The sequence below is a fragment of the Paenibacillus sp. TSM33 genome, assembly GCF_056099025.1.
In genome coordinates this window covers 143,431-163,595 of sequence record NZ_JBLZXB010000003.1, presented here as the reverse complement: position 1 = coordinate 163,595, position 20,165 = coordinate 143,431, and the positions used below count along the sequence as shown (strand labels likewise).

The 20,165-nt window shown below is 46.6% G+C and carries 17 protein-coding genes; 6 read left to right on the top strand and 11 right to left on the bottom strand.

Annotated elements, in window-relative coordinates; all coding sequences use genetic code 11:
* Positions 1-16: 16 nt before the first annotated feature.
* Positions 17-1,270 carry a sugar ABC transporter substrate-binding protein gene (locus ACN6NF_RS01415; protein ID WP_474314477.1) on the bottom strand — a complete coding sequence of 418 codons (1,254 nt, stop codon included), beginning with the start codon at positions 1,268-1,270 and terminating at the stop codon, positions 17-19.
* A gap of 600 nt (positions 1,271-1,870) precedes the next feature.
* On the opposite strand from ACN6NF_RS01415, the gene ACN6NF_RS01410 reads away from it, so the two are divergent.
* The 3 genes from ACN6NF_RS01410 (at position 1,871) to ACN6NF_RS01400 (ending at position 8,669) form a co-directional block, all read left to right on the top strand.
* A complete protein-coding gene (locus tag ACN6NF_RS01410) occupies positions 1,871-4,045 on the top strand; it encodes a glycoside hydrolase family 3 N-terminal domain-containing protein (protein WP_474314476.1) in 2,175 nt (724 codons plus the stop codon).
* A gap of 13 nt (positions 4,046-4,058) precedes the next feature.
* On the top strand, positions 4,059-7,499 hold the full coding sequence (locus ACN6NF_RS01405) for a GH36-type glycosyl hydrolase domain-containing protein (protein ID WP_474314474.1): 3,441 nt from the start codon (positions 4,059-4,061) through the stop codon (positions 7,497-7,499).
* Between the two features lie 165 nt (positions 7,500-7,664).
* Positions 7,665-8,669 carry a LacI family DNA-binding transcriptional regulator gene (locus ACN6NF_RS01400; RefSeq protein WP_474314472.1) on the top strand — a complete coding sequence of 335 codons (1,005 nt, stop codon included), beginning with the start codon at positions 7,665-7,667 and terminating at the stop codon, positions 8,667-8,669.
* 93 nt (positions 8,670-8,762) lie between these two features.
* On the opposite strand, the gene ACN6NF_RS01395 is transcribed toward ACN6NF_RS01400, so the two are convergent.
* From ACN6NF_RS01395 to ACN6NF_RS01370, 6 genes are all read right to left on the bottom strand, one after another.
* Entirely contained in the window at positions 8,763-9,440 is a 678-nt protein-coding gene (locus tag ACN6NF_RS01395; RefSeq protein WP_474314471.1) for a hypothetical protein, read from the bottom strand.
* Between the two features lie 90 nt (positions 9,441-9,530).
* Complete coding sequence (locus ACN6NF_RS01390; protein ID WP_474314469.1) at positions 9,531-10,748, bottom strand: stalk domain-containing protein; 1,218 nt, start codon at positions 10,746-10,748, stop codon at positions 9,531-9,533.
* A 363-nt stretch (positions 10,749-11,111) separates the two neighbouring features.
* Complete coding sequence (locus tag ACN6NF_RS01385; protein ID WP_474314467.1) at positions 11,112-11,597, bottom strand: CcdC protein domain-containing protein; 486 nt, start codon at positions 11,595-11,597, stop codon at positions 11,112-11,114.
* 39 nt (positions 11,598-11,636) lie between these two features.
* Positions 11,637-12,404: an ABC-2 transporter permease gene (locus ACN6NF_RS01380; protein WP_474314465.1), complete on the bottom strand. Its 768-nt coding sequence runs from the start codon at positions 12,402-12,404 to the stop codon at positions 11,637-11,639.
* Positions 12,401-13,114, bottom strand: coding sequence for an ABC transporter ATP-binding protein (locus tag ACN6NF_RS01375; protein WP_474314463.1), 714 nt, complete (start codon positions 13,112-13,114; stop codon positions 12,401-12,403). Before ACN6NF_RS01375 ends, ACN6NF_RS01380 begins: the two co-directional genes overlap by 4 nt.
* Entirely contained in the window at positions 13,111-13,524 is a 414-nt protein-coding gene (locus tag ACN6NF_RS01370; RefSeq protein ID WP_474314461.1) for a GntR family transcriptional regulator, read from the bottom strand. Before ACN6NF_RS01370 ends, ACN6NF_RS01375 begins: the two co-directional genes overlap by 4 nt.
* 213 nt (positions 13,525-13,737) lie before the next feature.
* On the opposite strand from ACN6NF_RS01370, the gene ACN6NF_RS01365 reads away from it, so the two are divergent.
* Together ACN6NF_RS01365 and ACN6NF_RS01360 are read left to right on the top strand one after the other, a co-directional pair.
* Positions 13,738-14,310, top strand: coding sequence for a hypothetical protein (locus ACN6NF_RS01365; protein WP_474314459.1), 573 nt, complete (start codon positions 13,738-13,740; stop codon positions 14,308-14,310).
* A 258-nt stretch (positions 14,311-14,568) separates the two neighbouring features.
* The gene (locus ACN6NF_RS01360; RefSeq protein WP_474314457.1) at positions 14,569-15,114 is read left to right on the top strand and encodes an N-acetyltransferase family protein; all 546 of its coding nucleotides are present in this window, start codon (positions 14,569-14,571) and stop codon (positions 15,112-15,114) included.
* A gap of 50 nt (positions 15,115-15,164) precedes the next feature.
* Here ACN6NF_RS01360 and ACN6NF_RS01355 read toward each other — a convergent pair whose 3' ends face one another.
* Positions 15,165-15,497 carry a hypothetical protein gene (locus ACN6NF_RS01355; protein ID WP_016820215.1) on the bottom strand — a complete coding sequence of 111 codons (333 nt, stop codon included), beginning with the start codon at positions 15,495-15,497 and terminating at the stop codon, positions 15,165-15,167.
* Positions 15,498-15,684: 187 nt separating this feature from the next.
* Between ACN6NF_RS01355 and ACN6NF_RS01350 the strand changes: the two genes are divergently transcribed.
* Positions 15,685-16,509, top strand: a complete 825-nt coding sequence (locus ACN6NF_RS01350; protein WP_474314455.1) for an alpha/beta fold hydrolase — start codon at positions 15,685-15,687, stop codon at positions 16,507-16,509.
* A gap of 82 nt (positions 16,510-16,591) precedes the next feature.
* Here the strand turns inward: ACN6NF_RS01350 and ACN6NF_RS01345 are convergent, their stop codons facing one another.
* From ACN6NF_RS01345 to ACN6NF_RS01335, 3 genes are all read right to left on the bottom strand, one after another.
* Complete coding sequence (locus ACN6NF_RS01345) at positions 16,592-16,807, bottom strand: cold-shock protein (RefSeq protein WP_013308357.1); 216 nt, start codon at positions 16,805-16,807, stop codon at positions 16,592-16,594.
* A gap of 131 nt (positions 16,808-16,938) precedes the next feature.
* Positions 16,939-17,139 (bottom strand): cold-shock protein, encoded by a 201-nt coding sequence (locus tag ACN6NF_RS01340; RefSeq protein WP_007428290.1) that lies wholly within the window; start codon positions 17,137-17,139, stop codon positions 16,939-16,941.
* Positions 17,140-17,522: 383 nt separating this feature from the next.
* Positions 17,523-19,958: a LamG-like jellyroll fold domain-containing protein gene (locus ACN6NF_RS01335; RefSeq protein WP_474314454.1), complete on the bottom strand. Its 2,436-nt coding sequence runs from the start codon at positions 19,956-19,958 to the stop codon at positions 17,523-17,525.
* Positions 19,959-20,165: the final 207 nt, after the last annotated feature.

Below are 20,165 nucleotides of genomic sequence, written 5' to 3'. Positions count from 1 at the left end.
TGACGGATATGGATCATTATTTTTTCATTATACTTGCAGCCTGCTGATTAAAGTCATCCATTTCCTTCTGTACATCGGCATGACCGCGGTAAATACGCTCAAAGCTCTTGATGAATTGTTGAGAAACCTCTTCCCATGCAGCCAGTTGCGGCAATGCTGCGGAATGATCCAGCTGTTTGCGAATCGTCAGAAGCATCGGATCACTCTTCAGTTTGGCATCTTCCCACGATTTAGTAGTCGCAGGCAAGTTACTGGACAGATCCATCCATTTTAGTTGTGTTTCTGGTTTGCTCATATAAGCCAGGAATTTGGCCGACTCCTCTGGGTGCTTGCTGAATTTCATAATTGAAAGGTTGGCTCCACCCAAAACGGACAGGTTGTTTACTTTGCCAGGAAGCTCCGCAATATTCCACTTGCCTTCCAGTTCTGGTGCCTTGCTCTTGATTTCTTTAATCATGAAAGGACCGCTGATAAACATTGGAACGATCCCCTCGCCTTGCAGACCTTGAACGGAATCAATTCCAATATCCACTGCGTTAGAGCCATTTTGGAAAAAGGTGTTTACATACTTCACAGCATCTACAAACGGTGGTTGGTTGAATAGCGGATTGCCCTGCTCGTCAACCAGCTTGGAACCGTTCTGGAGAGCAAACATAAAGCCCATGGACTGCTCCTTTGCACTAAAGGAGATACCATATTTGCCTTTACCCCGAGCCGCTAGCTTTTTAGCAGCATCGGACAGTTCTTCCCACGTTTTAGGTGCTTCATTATATCCGACTTGTTTCAGTAGGTCAGAACGATAGAACAAAACTCTCGTTTCAGTGTACCAAGGCACACCGACCGGTTTCCCTTCAAATTTGGTCGTACTCACAGCACCCGGGAAGAAATTTTTCGATTCCAGCTCAGGATATTTGCTGATATAAGGTGTGATGTCTGTCAATGCACCCGCAGACGCAAGCTCAGGGACCCACGACGTGCCCAATTGGACCACATCTGGACCGGACTTTGAAGCAACCGCTGTGAGCAATTTGTCATGAGCGTTATCCCAAGGCAACGCCTGTACATCAACGTGAATATCCGGATTTTCTTTCTCAAAATCTTTTACGATTTCAGGCAGCAACTTTCCTTCCGCTCCCATGCCCCACAAGGTGATGGTCGTCTTGCCGCTTGCATCTTTGCCCGACGAATCATCCTTGGATGAACAGCCTGCCAGCGCCCCCCCCAGTAATAAGGAGCTTGCCAAAATGATCCCCAATGTTCTTTTCAACATACGAATTCCTCCCGAGATGATCAGTTTACCGATCATGCAATATGATAACGGATTCAAATGCTAGAATTTTGCAGAAAATCAATAAGCGAATTCCAATAACTAATATATAGATCGAAATGGTCTAGTTCGTCTATATATTGCACTTTGGAACGATAGGAATCAATTTTTGCAAAATCCTTGTACACGTAAAAACATAGCAGTTAAAGCATACCGTTATAACAATTATGTGCAAAGCCTAAGGACCATACTCATCAATAGAAACGTTTCGATAGTCATTATAGAACAAATTGAAACCGTATTCAATAGGGATTTTATTTTTTATTTTCTTAGAATCTCATCTCTTTTTCATTTATTTCAATCTTTATTACGCTATTTGTCCTATAAAAAACCCCCGTTTTGCATTTGACTCTCCATTTGGAAGCGTATATAATCCAACTGAGTCCAACAATAGAAACGTTTCGATTAATAATACAACAGAAGATTATGCTTCTATACTAGCTATTAGCCTGTTCAGCACTTTTTTGAATCAATTTTATCCAAAATCTCATGAATCTGAAAAAGAGAGCTGTTTGCCAACCAAACAGCTTACGGAGGATTATGATGGAACAACACCTGAATTCCTATCTACAAAACATGACACTTGAAGAAAAAGTCGACCAACTGCTTCAGCTTGTGGGTGGCTTTTTTGAAGAAGCCGGTACAGAGGGCCAAATTACTGGACCTATGGCTTCTCTCGGCATCACAGAGCAAACGGTTCACAACGTTGGTTCCGTGCTCGGCCTTGCAGGAGCTCAGGAAGCGGTTCGTGTTCAGCAGGCTCATTTGAGTAAAAACCGTCTGGGTATTCCGCTTTTAATTATGGCAGATATTGTACACGGCTTCAAAACGATTTTCCCTATACCGCTGGCTATGGGTTGCTCATGGGATATGCAACTTGCAGAGGAGAGCGCTACCATTGCTGCCCGGGAAGCGGCCGTATCCGGTGTTCACGTCACCTTCGCTCCTATGGTCGATCTGGTACGTGATCCGCGCTGGGGTCGTGTGATGGAATCTACTGGGGAAGACCCTTATCTCAACAGTCAATTTGCCCGTGCGTTTGTGCGCGGATTTCAGGGTAAAGATCTGACGAATGATACCGAGCGGGTAGCCGCATGTGTGAAGCACTTTGCTGCTTATGGAGCCGGTGAAGGCGGACGAGATTACAATACCGTAGATGTATCCGCATGGCAGTTGCGAGAGTATTATCTCCCCTCCTACAAAGCTGCTTTAGATGAAGGATGTGAAATGGTGATGACGTCCTTCAACACCGTAGATGGCGTAGCCGCAACGGGCAATAAGCGTCTGATGCGTGATCTGCTTCGTGATGAATGGGGCTTTGACGGTGTACTCATTTCGGACTGGGCCGCGATCAAAGAGCTGATTCCTCATGGCATCGCCGAGGATGAACGGGAGGCCGCAAAAAAAGCATTGCTGGCAGGCGTAGATATTGAAATGATGACCTCCTGCTACAATGGGCACCTGCCTGAGCTGATTCGTAGTGGACAGCTAGATGAAGCGCTCGTTGATGAAGCAGTAATGCGTATATTGAAGCTCAAACAAAAGCTGGGCTTGTTCGAGAATCCGCTACGCGGCGCCGACCCTAAGCGTGAACGTGAAGTGGTATTCTGTGAAGCCCACCGTGCGGTTGCTAAAGAACTAGCCATTAAATCGTGCGTGCTGCTCAAAAATGATTCTGTGCTTCCATTGAATCGCAATCAACATATTGCATTGATCGGGCCTTTTGCAGAGAGCGGCGATATTCTGGGCTCTTGGTCATGGAGCGGTTCACAAGAGGAAGCCATTCGTGTTGTTGATGGATTCCAATCGAAAATATCCTCCTCGCTGCTCACGGTAGCGGCAGGATGCTCTGTAGACGACATAACAGAGGAGCAATATGCAGAAGCTCTGCATGCTGCCAGTCAAGCAGAGGTCATCGTGCTAGCGCTTGGCGAGCGCTCAGATATGAGTGGTGAAGCAGGCAGCCGTTCGAATATCCGCCTGCCACAGGCTCAATTGGAATTGGTGAAGCGCCTGAAGACACTGAACAAGCCAATGGTAGCCGTACTGTTTAATGGTCGTCCATTGGATCTGCACGGCGTCATTGAAGAAGCAGACGCTGTACTGGAAGCCTGGTTCCCTGGTGGCGAAGGCGGCGCGGCAATTGCCGATTTGTTATACGGTGATGCTGAACCTACGGGTCGTCTGACGATGTCCTTCCCGCAATCGGTCGGACAGGTGCCAGTGTATTACAACCATTTTAATACAGGACGTCCGCAGTTAGATCCGAACACAACAGAACGCTACGTGTCTCAATATCTAGACGTACCGAACGAACCTTTATTCCCGTTCGGCTATGGTCTGAGCTACACCGATGTAGCCTATGACAGCTTACAACTGTCCGGTGATACCCTTATTCCCGGTCAAGAACTGACCGTTAGAGTGCAGGTAACGAACACAGGAACACGTCCAGTCGAGGAGACCGTTCAGTTCTATGTCCGTGATATCAGCGGTGATACGGTTCGCCCAATGAAAGAACTGAAAGATTTCTGCAAAATCCTGCTTGCCCCAGGCGAAAGCCGGGAAGTGGAATTTACAGTGACCGAGCCTCAGCTGCGCTATCATCATGCAGATTTGAGCTTTGACAGTGACAGCGGTGAATTCGCCGTCTTTACAGGACCTAACAGCCGGGATACTACTGAAGGTCGTTTTCGGTTAGTAAAAGAAACAGGAAAGTGAGGCGTTCCCTTTGATGAATACAAGTCTAGACCAAAATATTTTGCTGCGGGCCGGAGACCTGTCTTTTACCTTCTTAAGCAGCGGTGATGTGTACAAGATCGCTCACGGCTCAACGATGATCAACCAACTGTTGACCAATTCAGTCGATGGTTCCCTGAACAATCTGTACCTGAGACTGTATCGTCCTTCCGGCGTAAGCATCACTCCTCTGCTGGGAGTTCGTTCGCCCGGCGTAATCCGGCAAACGGATCAGCAGATTATATGGGAAGGTTTCACTGCCGGTGTAGGCTATCAGGTGACCTTCACACTCAGCCGCCTGGGAGTATGGTTCTGGGATGTAACCCTACAGGGCGATGATGTTGAAGCAGATATTGTGTACGGTCAGGATATCGGCATTGCCGATACCGCTGCTGTGCGCAGTAATGAAGCTTATTTGTCTCAATATATTGACCATACTGTCTATCATGATGAACAAAGAGGCTATACCGTTTGCTCACGTCAAAACCAGCCTCAAAGTCAGGCATTCCCATACATTCAACAAGGCTCGTTAACCCGCACTGTTGGTTACTCGACAGACGGATTTCAGTTCTTTGGACTTTCTTACAAGGAAACGAATGAGCCGGAAGCACTGCGCCGCGACTCGCTCGCCAATGAAGTGTATCAATACGAATTCGCTTATACGGCGCTGCAATCTGAGCGGGTAAAACTTGCTGGGGAAGCTCGCTTTACGTTTTACGGTCTGTTCCAGCCGAGCCATCCGGCTGCAGTGACGAAGCTGGAGTATCAGGACCTGGTAACCAAAGCACGCGATGAAGTAGCTGCCGTGCTAGCGGACGCTTCTGAGACCAGCATACCAGCACACGCGGCAAGTGATCTTCAGGCAGGGCGTGTGGCCCCAGCTCAAACCATCGGTGAACCGCTGCGCACACTGGACTTGACCGATGCCGAAGTGAATCAGCTTTTCCCGAAACGCCAGGAAGAAGAACGGGATGGCGATACACTACTTTCCTTTTTCACGGATAGCTATGAGCATGTCGTACTCAAATCCAAAGAGCTTCGTGTAGAGCGTCCTCACGGACACATTTTAATGGGTGGGCATTACTCTGGGGATAAGGAAGAAACCATTACAACCACTTCCTATATGTACGGGGTATTCAATTCCCAGCTCGTGATCGGCAATACGAATTTCAACAAAATGATCACCAACGTGCGTAATGCGCTCAACATTCCTAAGACATCCGGTCAACGTATCTACGTCGGAATTCAAGGGAAATATCGCTTGCTCACCATGCCTTCCCTGTTTGAGATTGGCTTTAATTATGTGCGCTGGTATTACAAGACAGCTGACGATACATTCATTATTACAAACCATACGAATGCCGATAGCCCGGAAGTGCGGCTTCACATGCGCTCGGCAAGTGGTAAAGCCTACCCATTCCTGATCACTCAGCAAATGTGTATGAATGTGAACGAATATGAGCTTCCGTTTCATATGGAACGCGAAGGAGACAACCTGCTCTTTAGAGCTGATTCCGCTTCCCTGAGCGCCGAAGCCTATCCCGACCTGCTTTACCGAATGCACGTAGAGGGCGCACCATTACAGCATGTGAGCGACGCTCAAGCACTGCTACAGGGTGGAGCCTCTCCTGATGCATCACTGGTCGTTTTGGAACTGGGCGACAGCAGCGAATGGACCTGCAATGTACAGGGCTGGCTGCATGGCCGCTCGACCGGGAAGGACCGATCACACAAGGAGCTTCACGCCTCCTTTGAAGATGAGCGCGAGCGCTACCGGGAGTATTTTGCCGAGCTTATGAATGGCTTCCATCTGACGCTTGGCCAACAGGAAACCAGCGAGCTATTCCGTGTAAACGCAGTGGCCTGGTGGTACACCCACAATATGCTCGTCCACTACTCTGTACCTCACGGTCTGGAGCAATACGGCGGAGCAGCTTGGGGAACACGCGATGTATGTCAGGGACCTGTTGAATATTTTTCAGCGGTACAAAAGTTCGATGAGGTTCGTTCCATTTTGCTAACTGTATTCAGCCATCAGTATGAAGACAGTGGAAACTGGCCGCAATGGTTTATGTTTGACAACTATACTCACGTGCAGCAAGAAGAAAGCCATGGGGATATTATCGTTTGGCCTCTCAAAGTACTGGGCGATTATTTGACCGCTACGCGTGATTACAGTATTCTGGGAGAAAATGTGCCTTACACCCATCGGCATACTTTCGATTATACCAAGCAGACCGCGACCCTCATGGAACATGCCCTGAAGGAAATCGAATATATTCGAGAAAATTTCCTGCATGACACGTACTTATCGGCTTATGGCGATGGCGACTGGGACGACACACTTCAGCCAGCCAATGCGCAGTTGAAGCAATACATGGCGAGCAGCTGGACGGTTGCACTCACCTACCAAGTGGTTCGTAACTTTGCTGCTGCGTTGGAGCAAGCTCCTGCAGATGTAGTAAGCGAAGCGGATAAGATCGCACAAGATCTACATCAGATGGCGAACGGCATCCGTAAAGACTTCAATCGCTACATGCTGGAGAGCGGAACTATTCCAGGCTTCGTATATATGGAAGAGCCCGGTCAACCCAAGCTCATGCTCCATCCGTCCGACACCGAGACGGGAATCCACTACCGCTTGCTGCCGATGACACGCAGCATGATTAGCCAGTTGCTCACGCCTGAGCAAGCATTGGCTCATGAGCAGCTCATCCGCGAGCAGTTCCTCTGCCCGGATGGTGTGCGTCTGATGAACCGTCCTGCACAATATGACGGCGGTGTGAGTTCGCACTTCAAGCGCGCAGAGCAAGCGGCCAACTTTGGCCGTGAGGTCGGGCTGCAATATGTGCATGCTCATATCCGCTTTGTGGAAGCCATGGCCAAGTTAGGACGCAAGGATGACGCTTGGCACAGCCTGAAGCTCATCAATCCGGTCGGCATCCGTGCAACCGTACCGAATGCCGAATGGCGCCAAAGCAACGCGTATTTCAGCAGCTCGGATGGTAAATTTAACAACCGCTATGAAGCACAGGAACGGTTTGGTGAACTGCGGGAAGGAGCCGTACCCGTCAAGGGTGGCTGGAGAATCTATTCCAGCGGTCCGGGAATCTACATGAATCAGCTCATATCGAATGTCCTTGGTATTCGTCAGTCAGGCGAGGATCTGATTCTGGACCCTGTGCTGCCGGACGATCTCGACGGATTGGAATTTAAATTTTCCTTTGCAGGAAAGCCAATCACCTTCGTCTACCGCATGCTGCAAGAGCATACGAGCGGTGAGCAAGGCCGTGCAGTATTGAACGGAGCCCCTCTGGAAAGCGAGCCAGCCGATGATAATCGCTACCGTTCCGGTGCCCTGCGCATCAAACGTGAGACTTTCGAGCAGGCGTTAGCAGGACATGATGGTGTACACCGCCTGGAGATTATTTTGTAAAATCGAATGATGCATAAGCAAAACCAGGTATAGGCAACAAAGGATGGCGATCTTGCGGGATCGCCCTTTGCTGCTTGCATGTAGAACTACGACATTTTGAATAGATATGTGGTTAATAATCCATATACAATAGCACATATAAGACGAACACAAGGAGGTGACGTTGTGGTCAGCATTAAAGATATCGCCAAACAGGCGGGCGTTTCCATATCTACCGTTTCATATGCTTTGAACGGTAGCGATAAGGTAACAGAAGAGACTTGTGCACGTATTTTGGCCATTGCCAAAGAACTTAACTATGTGCCAAATGCCGCCGCACGGAATCTCAAGAAAAGGCAGACCAAAATTATTGGCGTATTCCTGACTGATTTTCGCGGAGATGTTTATGGAGATTTGCTGTACGGCATCAAGGAAATTTTGAACCGGAAGGGCTATGACCTCATTGTCTGCAGCGGCAAGCAATCTCATCGAATGCTGCCAGAACGCATGATTGACGGAGCCATCGTACTAGATCAGACGTTTGATAGTCAGGAGCTGCTGAACTACGCCGAGCGCGGGCATAAAATTGTCGTATTGGACCGTGAACTGAATCATCCTAACATTAACCAGGTGCTGCTGGATAACAAAGCAGGTGCCGCGCTCGCGATAGAGCATCTATTGGAATTGGGACACCGCAAGCTATATGTTGTGACCGGACCAGAAGGTTCTTATGATTCCTGGCAGCGGATGCAAGCGGTCAAGCAGACCATTGAGCGTAGCGGCGTCGCCGAGATGATTGAAATTGGTGGCGATTTTGAGAAATCGGGCGGCGAGCAGGCGGCTGAGATCATTTTGCAGCAACAGGCTCGCCCGGATTCGGAACCTGTAGCCGTATTTTGTCTCAATGATGAAATGGCCGTAGGCTTTTACAATCGAATGGCTCAGTCAGAGCTTACCATTGGCGAGGATATCCATATCGTCGGCTTTGATAATATCGAGCTGGCGCAATATATTCAGCCCCGACTAACAACGATAGATTACTCCAAGCGCAAATGGGGTGCTGTAGCCGCTGAACAGGTTCTCAAAATCATTGCCGGGGAAGACGTGGAGCATGAACGTTTGTACGTTACGCTTGTTCAAAGAGAATCGGCAGGCACGGTGCTCATCACCCAAGATCAGCAGGAGCTCTAATGAACCGCACAGAGGTGTCCTACCCGCCAGCCTCCAAAAAAAAGAACTTCCACTGTCCCAAAATGGGTAGGAAGTTCTTTTAGCTATACTTATTTAACCTAATAAAACCGCAATTAAATTTGCCAACGACCGTAAGGGATTGGCAATCGTCCGCCCTGTCTCCAGCTCCACCTGCAACGCAGCATCAACCATGGATAACTGTGCTACAGCCAGCCCTCTACTTGGATCAGCCTTCCTCAGTTCATGCAATGAACGAACCAGCAATTTCTCATACTCATCTTTACGTCCCTGCATAATCAGTCCAAAAGCGTCCTCCACCACCTTGACCTCAATCAAAAAAGAGAGGTCTGGCTTGCCTAGCAGAGTGGCCGTATGATAAAGACGCTTCATCGTGCCCTCTACGGTAGCCGGATTCGTGAATACCAAGGTTCGTGGCAGCAAATCATCGCACATCTCATGCAAGAAAGGTTCATCCAGTGCGACTATTGGTTTAGACATTGCCCCTTGAGCCTTCTCCGCCAAAGCAATATAATTCGTGCACGTTATTAAAATAACGTCTAGATCGCTTTGGGACATCCAATTCAGTTGCTCTTCTACCTTGCGGCTGGCATCATTCGCAGAGAAATGCGGATCCGACGATACCCGGCGCATAAGTCCTGGTTCCACAAAATGTACCAGCTCCACCTCATAAGAAGCAAAAGCTCGTTCCACATAGGCAATGTTCGAGTGATGCGCATGCAGGCAACCTACACGTTCCTTCAAGCCTTCCACCGTCCAACCCCCTGATCTATGTTTGCATCATTTTAACAGGATCAGGACGGTCTGGACAGTGCCAATCAGATTACACGACGAGTGCATTTCTTAAAATTTACCGTTCGTATTTTTCCACTCTGTTTTAGCTGGAACCTCCTGAACTACATCCCAATGCTCGGCTATTTTGCCGTTTTCCACACGGAACAGATCATAGACAGCGGCTGAGATTCCCTTAGGAGACTTCAATTCACTTACAACCAGCACGAAGTTGCCTTCTCCAAGAACCATATGCACCTGATCATATCCAATAGAAGCTCCCTGACCCGCTGCGGATAATGCTTGCTTCAGATTGGATACACCGTCACCAAAAAGAGGATTATGCTGAATATACTGATCCCCATTATAATAACTTTCCAATGCTGCACGATTTTTGCCAACCAGCACATCATCCACAAACTTGCGGATCAACGCTTTGTTCGTCTCAGTTTGGTTAAGATCCGTGATTTGTGTTGTTCCGTCAATCATGGTATGTCCGCTTGGATTGGTTGGAGCCGAGTCCTGCATGTTGTCCCAATGCTCAACAATTTTACCATTACTATCAAAGCGGAAAATATCAAAAGCAATGCTTGTTTTTCCTGCAATGGACTTTTTATAATGTACCGCTACATCATTGCCATCCTGAATAACCCGCTGGACTTCAACAAGCACATTGGCTCCCTTTGATTGGCTAATCCCTTGCAAAAAGGCATCTCTCCCGCTAGCAAAGCTCGGATTATGATGAATGTACTGATCTTTGCTGATCCAAGTCTCAGCTGCTTTCGTATCGCCCGTTTCAAAGCTCTTCAAAATCTCTACAACCTTATCTCTATTGCTCACCCCGATTTGCAAGGTCTGGCTGGCCGGGTCCCAAATCACTTGCTTGCCCCACGCTTCTTTGACAACATCAACCGGTACATAGGTTACCCCTTGCTTGGTCAAGATGGTCGAGGTAGACAGTGGTACCTTAATCCCGTTGATTTGCGCTTCCGGGCTGCCTGATACCAGTACAACTGTCGCTTGATCATAACGGATCGTCGTGCTTTGACGCGCCGTATTGAATGTAATATGCTTGGCGTCCAGCGGAATTCCTAAACTGGTGGCCAACTGTCTCAAGGGAATCAAAACCTGCTTATTTCTCACGATAGACGCAATTTTGTAAGCCTCCTTCTTGCCATCTACCCAAACCTGGATACCCGTAGCAGGTTTTACGTCGGCTGCTAAAGCCGGTACAGCAGAAGACAGAACGAGCAAGCCAGCAAGTGCAGCAGTAACTGTATGTTTTTTCATGAATGTAAGCCCCTCTCAACCTGTAAAATATAGTATGAAACACAATGCCCTTTTATGTAACTAATATAGTTTCAATTAACCACGAAAGTATGAACTTCCCTCCTATCTATCTAACTTTAAACCTCATTTAAATTATTTGAAACCTTAATAGCCCTCCTTTAAATTTTTATACTTATGGCCATTGCCACGCAAACCACAAACCTTAGAATAAAGGATATGGAAAGCAATAACAATGTATGATACTCTCCATAATTTTATTATGAATAACATGCACTAATAAAGTTAGCTCCAAAAAGCGGCTCCTATCACCAAGCGAATGGACGCTTTTTGAATAGAAAGCCGCTGTTAACCTCATTCATATTGTTATACAGATAGTGTTCTCCGGAACTTGATAAAGCTCCCAATTCGCCAGATTGAGATATATACCAGCGCCATCGTAATGGCCAGCATGCTAATTTGGGTCGTACCCAGACTGCTGAGGTATTGGGTCAGAACAATGCGAATCAAAATAATAGCGATGATAATATACTTAAAATATTGGTTCGGTTTAGGATAGATAAGACCGTCATCCCGTTTTTCATACGCCGTATGCAGCAAAATAACGTAGCCAAACAGAGCCCCTAATAACCCAGCAACCAGCAGCTCCCAAAAGGCGGGAAGCGCGTACGTTTGACCAGGGATATGCATCAATTGATATACCGATATCATCATAGCTGGGAAAGCGATAAACATAGGGAGCAAAATCCGAAATCCTTTTCCCTTTACCGGGCCCCTTCGTCGTTTGGTTCTCAACCAAATCATCAGACCCACCAGAACAGCCATCAATGCATAGATAAAGATTGTCATCATGGTGAAATTCCTTTCTAATATATAGTCATTTATTCTAAGTTAAATCGACAGTTTTTTCTCCAGCAAATAAGCGTTCAAGCGGATCAGTGCATATGCAGCAACCCAACTAATCAACACCGCAACCGGAAAATGCCAGGTAAAAGGGAACCACTGTCCGTTGTGAACATGATGAAACTGCTCATAAATCCGCTGATCGCCTGACCAATAAAAGACGCTTCCTCCACCCATCAAAAGAATCCACAGGATTGGGCTAAGCGGCCGCAAGGTGCTGTATTTGGTACTGGCCGTCAGCAGACCCAGCGCAATAACCAACGGTGTAAAGGCGATAATCATTACAAACCAGTTCAAGCCGGCTATCATAAAAGACGCTGCATCCGCAAACGTATAAGCCTGTATGATCGATGAGATAAGCAGCGCATATAGAGAACCTACCACAAACAAGAGCAAGATCACGAAAATGGTTTGTAAAATAGCAGCAATCCATTTGGCGCTAATTAGCCACATACGCGGATAGGGAAGGGTCAGCCACCATCCGTAGGTGTCATTTTCCCATTCTCTTCTCAGCATTCCCACACCCATGAAAACGATCATGTATGGCAAGCCCAGGGTGACATACCACAGCCTTGTCAATTCGAGTTGGTTGTGAAGAGCGAAGTATAAGGAGATCGCGAACGCCGCAATTAGAAATAGTGAAAAATATATAAGTCTCCACGATCTGGGCAATCGATTGCGGCCTTGCTTCCTCCAGCTTCCTTTATTTCGAAATTCATGGCGTATTAAATCTTTGAACAGCCCTGATGAATTCACGCCTTCCACTCCCTTTTGTACAAATTGCGGAACACCTGGTTCAGCGAGCCATGCTCTGCACGTAGATCATCCGATTCACCAGACCATATCACTCGCCCTCGGTCCATCATGACCGTGTAATCAAATAAGCCTTCCACTTCCTGAATATCATGTGTGCTAATGAGTATAGATTGTTGTCGATCCTCCAAATAATCAATAATCCCAGCTACGATCGCTTCTCTAGAGAGCACATCAATGCCTACAAAAGGTTCATCCAGGATCATAAGCGGTACTTCTCGTGCCAGACACAGAATCAGCAGCACACGTGCCTCTTGTCCGCGACTCAACCCGGTCATCCTTAGCTCCAATTCCACATCCATATGGTCAGCGAGTTTATAGGCATCCTTTATATTGAAGCCAGGCAAAAAGGACTTCCCCCATTCCAGCGTCTGCTGAACTGTATGATTGGGATACCAGCGTGCCCGGTCAGGAAGATAGGATATATTCTGGTTGGTTTCCCAGCCAGGCTGTTGGCCCAGCACCTGAAGCTCGCCCCCGTCCGGCTGAATCAACCCCGTGATGGCTCGAAAGAAGCTGGACTTCCCGCAGCCATTGGGCCCAAGTACGCCTACAATACGTCCTGCCGGAATGACGACATCCAGTTGATCCAATGCCTTTTTACTGCCATATTGCTTCATCAGCTGCTTGGCGGTTACCACAGACTCCGTCATGCCTTTTCGCCTCCTTCCTCGTGATCTCCGTCCTGTCGGCTTCTTATATATTGCTGTACATCTTCCCAGGATAATCCCAGGCTGCTCATCTGTCCGAGAAACTGATCGATATACGTCATAGCCAATTGTTCCCGAAAGCTAGCAATCCGCTCACTGGACGAAGTTACATACGTACCCAAGCCGCGTCGCTTCTCGGTCAATCCGTCCCGTTCCAGCTCCTGATACGCCCGCATCACAGTATTCGGATTCATACGCAATTCCTGCGCCAGATCACGCACAGATGGCATTTTGCTTCCCATTTCGATCTCCCCTTTAGCAATGGAGCTTCGTACTTGATTTAATATTTGTTCATATAATGGCTGGCTAAAGTCTATTAAAAATCGGAACGAGCCAACCCGTTGTTCTTCCATGGGTGCTTCCCCCTAATTCGGCTGTATCTATCGTGCCTGCAGTGTATTATATCACTTAATACACATAATACAATAGCAATTCGTTAAAATGCTAGTCCTGCCATCCGAATTTCATTCAGTAAATGCTCAGCTTGCGCTCAGATAGCATTCAAGTTAATCCCTTATGATGTATCACGTACCCAACAAACCATAATGGAAAGGTGGAAAATGAAGATGAAGAGCACCAAGAAGGCAATTTTGGCCGGAACGTTGGCGTTGACATTTTTAGGAGGCGGAGCGCTGTACTCCACGAGCGCAGCCCATGCCGCTTCAACTACACCTGAGAAGACTCCCACTGCAAACAAAGCACAGGCACCTAAGGGAAACCCTGGCGATGCTAACGGTCCACAAATCGCAGGAGGAAACTATGCTGAGAACAAGGCTCTCCTGAAACTATTGAAATTGTCCTCCAGTCAATTGGATACACAGTTGAAGGCCGGTAAATCCCTTGCTACGATCGCCAAAACACAAGGCGTGAGCGTAAACTCCGTGATTGATGTGATGGTTTCGGATATGAAGTCGAAACTCGCTACGGAAAAACAAAATGGCAAGATTACCGCAAGCGAATATAATCAGCGTGTTTCCAATCTGAAGCAAATGATTACCGATATGGTGAATAGCGTTAAGCCTTCTAAGCCACCAGTAGACGGTGCTAAAGGAGAAGCAGGTAAAGCTCCAGCTAAAACAGATGCGGCTAAGGTTCCTGCTAAACCAAATGCAGCTAAAGCCTCTGATAAGCAAAAATAGCTACAGCTTCTGTTTTCCAAAAGCTGTAGCTCGATAAGTCACATTCATAAGAAAAATTTGTTAATCTGACACTGCCACTCCATCATAATAAATCTCCATCCGGCTTCCCTGTACGGATCGAGAATGAATAAGCCTGTCCTCTGCTACGATACAACAGAAGAGGACAGGCTTATTTTTCATGCACTTCATACAATATGTGGTAAACTAACATAGGCCAGAGATCACATTTTTTATCCTGATTCAGCAAAAGGAGTATGTATGAAAATAAATAAACAGGAATTTAATGTACAAGGGGTAAGCTATACTATCAGATCGGCTAGGATTCAAGATGCGATGAATTTGTCTGAAATCCGCTTACGGATGGATGGAGAGACTGAAAATTTAGACAGAGAAAAGGGAGAAGCATTCATAAGTACATCCGGTTTTGAACAGCTTATTAAAGCCGATACAGAGCACGCCAAAAATCTATTTTTAGTTGCGGTCGTTCATGATAAAGTCGTTGGATTTTCAAGATGTGAAGGTCATGTTCTGCGTCGATTCGCTCATAAAGTTGAATTCGGTGTGTGTGTACGAAAGGATTTCTGGGGGTATGGAATCGGGACGAATCTTTTGAAAGAGTCTATTTCCTGGGCAGACTCTAACGGCATCCAGAAAATGAGCCTACAAGTTCTAGAAACCAATCATAAAGCCATTGAACTTTATAAAAAACATGGATTTGAAATCGAAGGGTTATTAAAAAACGACAAGATTCTCTCAGATGGTCAATACTACAACACCATAATCATGGGAAGATTCCATAACTAAAAAAGATCCTGTTCAACAGGATCTTTCATCATTTCGAGGCGATATTGGCCCTAGTAGCGATAATCATCGTAGGGATTGCGATTACGATAATGGTCTCGCGGCTGTTGGGCTGCGGTAATCATCAAAAATATGCCTGAGAGCAAGTGCATTAACCAGCCTACAAATGGAATCCACCCAACAACCGAGGTCACAATCCCTAAAATAGATCCATAATAAGTCTCTTTATTAGTCACCGATAGCACCAACGTAACAATGTGAAAAATCAACATAAAGAACAATACAGTATACGCAGAATTTATGACGAGCAGCCCGCCCAAAACAGGAATAGCAAAAAAAAGCTCCAATCCCCCTGTAATCCATTTTAATGTTTTTGATGGTGTCATTGTTCCACTCTCCCAATGCTGTTTCATCCCATAAGTATATCCTATCCCCATGCAGGATGACATACATATTTTACTAATTGCATACTTACGTAGCGACGAACTCACCCCTTTTTCGAATGAGCTAAGCCCTGGCTACATATATGTGAGAGAGAACGAAATTTCGTGATTTTTAAAGGGGGGGAGCATTATGGGATATTATATTGAAGTGGAACGTGGCGTTAAGCTGTATGTAGAAGATATAGGAGAAGGCATCCCTGTTTTGATGGTGCACGGCTGGCCGCTGGACCATCGAATGTACGAATACCAGGTTGCCCTGTTGCCTGCTTACGGATACCGCTGTATTCAAGTTGATCTTAGGGGGTTCGGGAAGTCTGATCGACCATGGCATGGCTACAATTATGATCGACTGGCAGACGATCTCCTGGCTGTTATACAGTCCCTTCAATTAACCCATGTACGGCTGATCGGTTTTTCCATGGGGGGAGCTGTTGTTACACGCTACATGAGCAGGCACCGGGGATGGGGTGTTGATCAGCTGATTTTGATCGGAGCTGCCACGCCTCGGTTCACCCCAACCAGCGACTTTCCTTACGGTACTCCTGTCGCAGAGGTAGATAAACTCATCAAGCAAGCCTATACAGATCGTCCGCAACTGGTAACATCATTTGGCGAAATGTTATTTGCCAAACCCGTCAGCCAGAGTTTACGTGACTGGTTACGTGATCAGGGCTTTGCGGCCTCGGTTCATAGCATGGCTTGTACTTTGTATTCACTGCGTGACTCTGATTTACGACACGACTTGTCATGTATACACGTGCCTACGTGGATTCTACACGGCAAGCTGGATCGGGTCTGCCCTTTCCCCCTAGCAATTCAAACCCAAAAAGGAATTGCCGGTTCCAGGCTTATTCCTTTCGAACGAAGCGGCCACGGTGTATTCTATGAGGCACTACCTGAATTTAATTCCACCTTACTGAGCATACTATCCCCATCCTCTATACACCCTAATTGAAAACCTGTTCTCAGAAAAACAAAAAAGACGCCTCAGCGCCGTTATGGCTATGGGGCATCTTTCATTACAAACATGTATCCGCTTAGGATTGTTTGGTATGATTAAAGCTCGTATTGTTTAAAACAGCCAGCTTTTTCTCGCCCTTCACCATGGCAGAACCGCAAATGGGGCATGTCGGCTCGACAGAAAAAGCGAAGTTATCCCGCATCCAGCCGTTGCATGTATCACTGGCGCAATTCCAAACAGTAGTAATTTCCTCAGGAATTTCATCCATTGGCTTTTTCCGTGAATTGTACATAAACATCCCTCTTTCTTCATGATTTATAAAGCGATAAGATGTAATCAGTTCAAAAACGGTCTTGTGAACAGATAAAAACAAATGCCCCAAACGCTATGTTCGGGGCATCTGAAGTAGGCTGTAATTTAAAATTACAGTTTTACAACGTTCTCAGCTTGTGGTCCACGGTTTCCTTCAACTACGTTGAATTCTACGCGTTGGCCTTCGTCCAAAGATTTGAAACCTTCGCCTTGGATTGCGGAGAAGTGTACGAATACATCGCTTCCACCTTCAACTTCGATGAAACCGAAACCTTTTTCTGCGTTAAACCATTTAACTGTACCTGTTTGCATGGAATTACCTCCAAAATATATTTATATGACCTTTATTTTTTACAAATAAAAATTCACATATTGCACAAGGTTATTTCAACCTAAAACAATAACCCTCTACAATATGTGAATCTCAGGTCACAATTTCAATATACTCATATTACCATAAGTGTATTGAAAACGCAAGCACTGGTGAATTTAATTTATGCAGAGTGCTTATGTCAACTATTGCTGCTTCAAACTGTCTTCATTATACAAGAGCGAGTCATTAACCCCTACTTAAAACATTATATCCGTAATTGGTTCCTATTATACCAGTAATCAAGAAATAAATATACACAACGTTGCGCAGGAGATGAACTTCTTAAAAAAGTTCATCTCCTGCTTTACTTTTTCATTTTTAATTACAAATCCGCCAGTGCTTTAATTTCCTCTGCTGTCAGCGCTTTGTTATACAACTGTACCTCATCCAGGCTGCCGTTAAAGTAGGCATCGGCGACAAAGCGGCTTTTACCGAGATATGCCTCGTTTGTCAGCAGCTCATTGGGGTTAAAGGTGATACCGTCATTTACAGCTACTTCTTCACCATTAACATACAGCTTCCCTGTATTCCCCTCCAGTGTAACCGCCACATGGGTCCACTGGTTTAGAGGTAATGATGATTTGGAAAGCAAGCTCTGATCCGTACCTTCATGGATGGTAAACTGGAGTACACCGCTTCCTTGGGAAGGGGTGAGGAACATATGACGAGCCTGGCCGTTGCCGAAGTCAAAAATCCGTTGCCAAGCTGCTCCGCCCTTCCAGTTCACCCAAGCAGAAAAGGTAAAGTCCTTCGCATCCGTTACCGTATTGGGCAGCTGCACGTAACCATCCTTGCCGTTCAGGGCAAGAGCACCACCAAGCTTCCCGTCTTTATCCCATGTGGCGCCCCCATAGGCCTTACCGTCGAGTTGATTATATGTGCTGTCGACAACCGAAGTTCCTTGATCCTCACTCCACGAGTACCGTGCGAGCTGAGGGCCTTGAGCCTGCTCGGGAACAATGGCAGTAAAGCTTTTCTTTGCTGTAGCTTTGTCCTTTTTAATAGTCGCCGTCAAAGTAACTGCTGCAGGCTGAGAACCAGCTTCTGGACGGTACACTTCACCAGTGACAGAAATAATCTCAGGGCGGGAAGATTCCCACGAAATCGTGGTATCTTGTGCAGCTTGAGTAGGTAGCGTGAGATCATAAAAAACATTGCTCGTGTCGCCCAAACTCAGATCCTTCTGCACCGCAGCTACAATCTTGTTAGCCTTCAGGTCAGGCTTTAGCGAACCCCATACTGCAACACCCTTCGAGGACAATGCGGTAAAAGCAAGAGTCTTGGCTCCCGTGTCTGGATCACGGTGCCGCAGGAATACCCCTCTATACTTCGCACCATCTGCTGTAATTTCCAGCTGATTGTCTGCCCCCAGCTTCCATGTACCGTTCACTCCGCCAGACAGTTTGCCACCGTGATCCAGATTGACGGTAACAGCTTGCTTAATATTGGCCGAAATTTCCTTCCCGTGATTTACATACGAGTATTGACCGATGACATCCTTCTCTGACAGCTTTTTCAGTGAATCCTCATCTCCTGAATAACGATAAGGAGCAACTACAGGCCAACCGTCAGCGTTCATGAACATTTCATGTACCCGCACTTCAAACTGCTCGCCTCTCCCCGGAAAACGAGAGTGAAAAATGACAAAATGCTTTTTCGTCTTGGGATCATAATAAGCCGAGTTGTGTCCGGGCGACACATAGCCTGTACCCAGCCCTGTTCCCGGATCACCAATTTCTCTTGGAATCAAGTAATTACCTATTAACTTGACACCGTACGGCTCAATGGAAGCGTCATCAAAAAGAGGTTTGTCAGGATTCGCTTTAACCTTGATCATATCGTTGCCCTCAGCATCGTAGAAAGGACCATCCGGTGTTTTGGACCGAGCCACACGCAAATTGTATCCGCCATCCGCTGACAATCCGCCATAGGACAGGAACAAGTAATAGTAGTCCGTTTGTGGACTGTATTGTATGTACGGCCCCTCCATACGAGCATGGTTACCACCCGTCAGTTTTTTCCCATAGCCTTGGCCTGGTAAAGGCTTCCCTGTTTTTTCATCCATCTGCAAAATGAAAATGCCTCCGGAGTAGGAGCCATATACCATCCACAGCTTGCCGCTCTTATCATAGAAAGTGTCAGGGTCTACGGCATTGGGATGCTTGGTTGCGTCATAGATCGTTCCATCTTCACTCGGTTGATCCCACATACCGGACTTCAGGAAAATTCCTTTATTTTTATAAGGTCCTTCAATTTTATCAGCAACCGCTAGGCCCATAGCTGAACGTGGGGAGTCGCCTTTACAAGCGTTATAGTACATATAGAACTTGCCATCCGCCAGTTGAATGACATCTGCTGCCCACAGCGTGTCTGTCTGTGCCCAATCGAGTGCTTCCTTTAATTCCTCTTTGACGTTGGGAATCAATGCATTACCATTCGCCACTCCTGTTGCAATCGTATCCCAATTCATGAGGTCTTTGGACTTGGCAGCCGCCAGATGTGAGCCAAAAATGTAGAATGTGTCTTTCACTTTCAGGATGGATGGATCATGTACGGAAGTCTCCTTGAAGGAAACGGCCTTTTTACTTCGGCTTAAAATGTTATCCAGACCTTGAGCTTGAAGGGTGGTTTGCTCCAGACTTTGAATCCCAGCTGTATCTGAATTGATTGTTGACTCAGCGCCCACCAAAGAAGCAGGCAATAACAGCGCACCCGCCAGAGAAGCAGCCGTTACTTTACGAACAAATAATTGCTTCATAAATCAATCTCCTCTCGTTTTGAACATTCCTGAAATCATAAACAATATGGAATAAGGCAGTCAGGATTATGTTTAAATTAACTTCTTCATCCTCGGATTAAAGATTGATCATCCCCTCCTTAAAAATAAAGCGCTTCCAATTGGTTTGAAAAATAAAACCTTCTTCTGCTAAGAAGGACGATTCAAACCTGACGGTTAATCGTATCT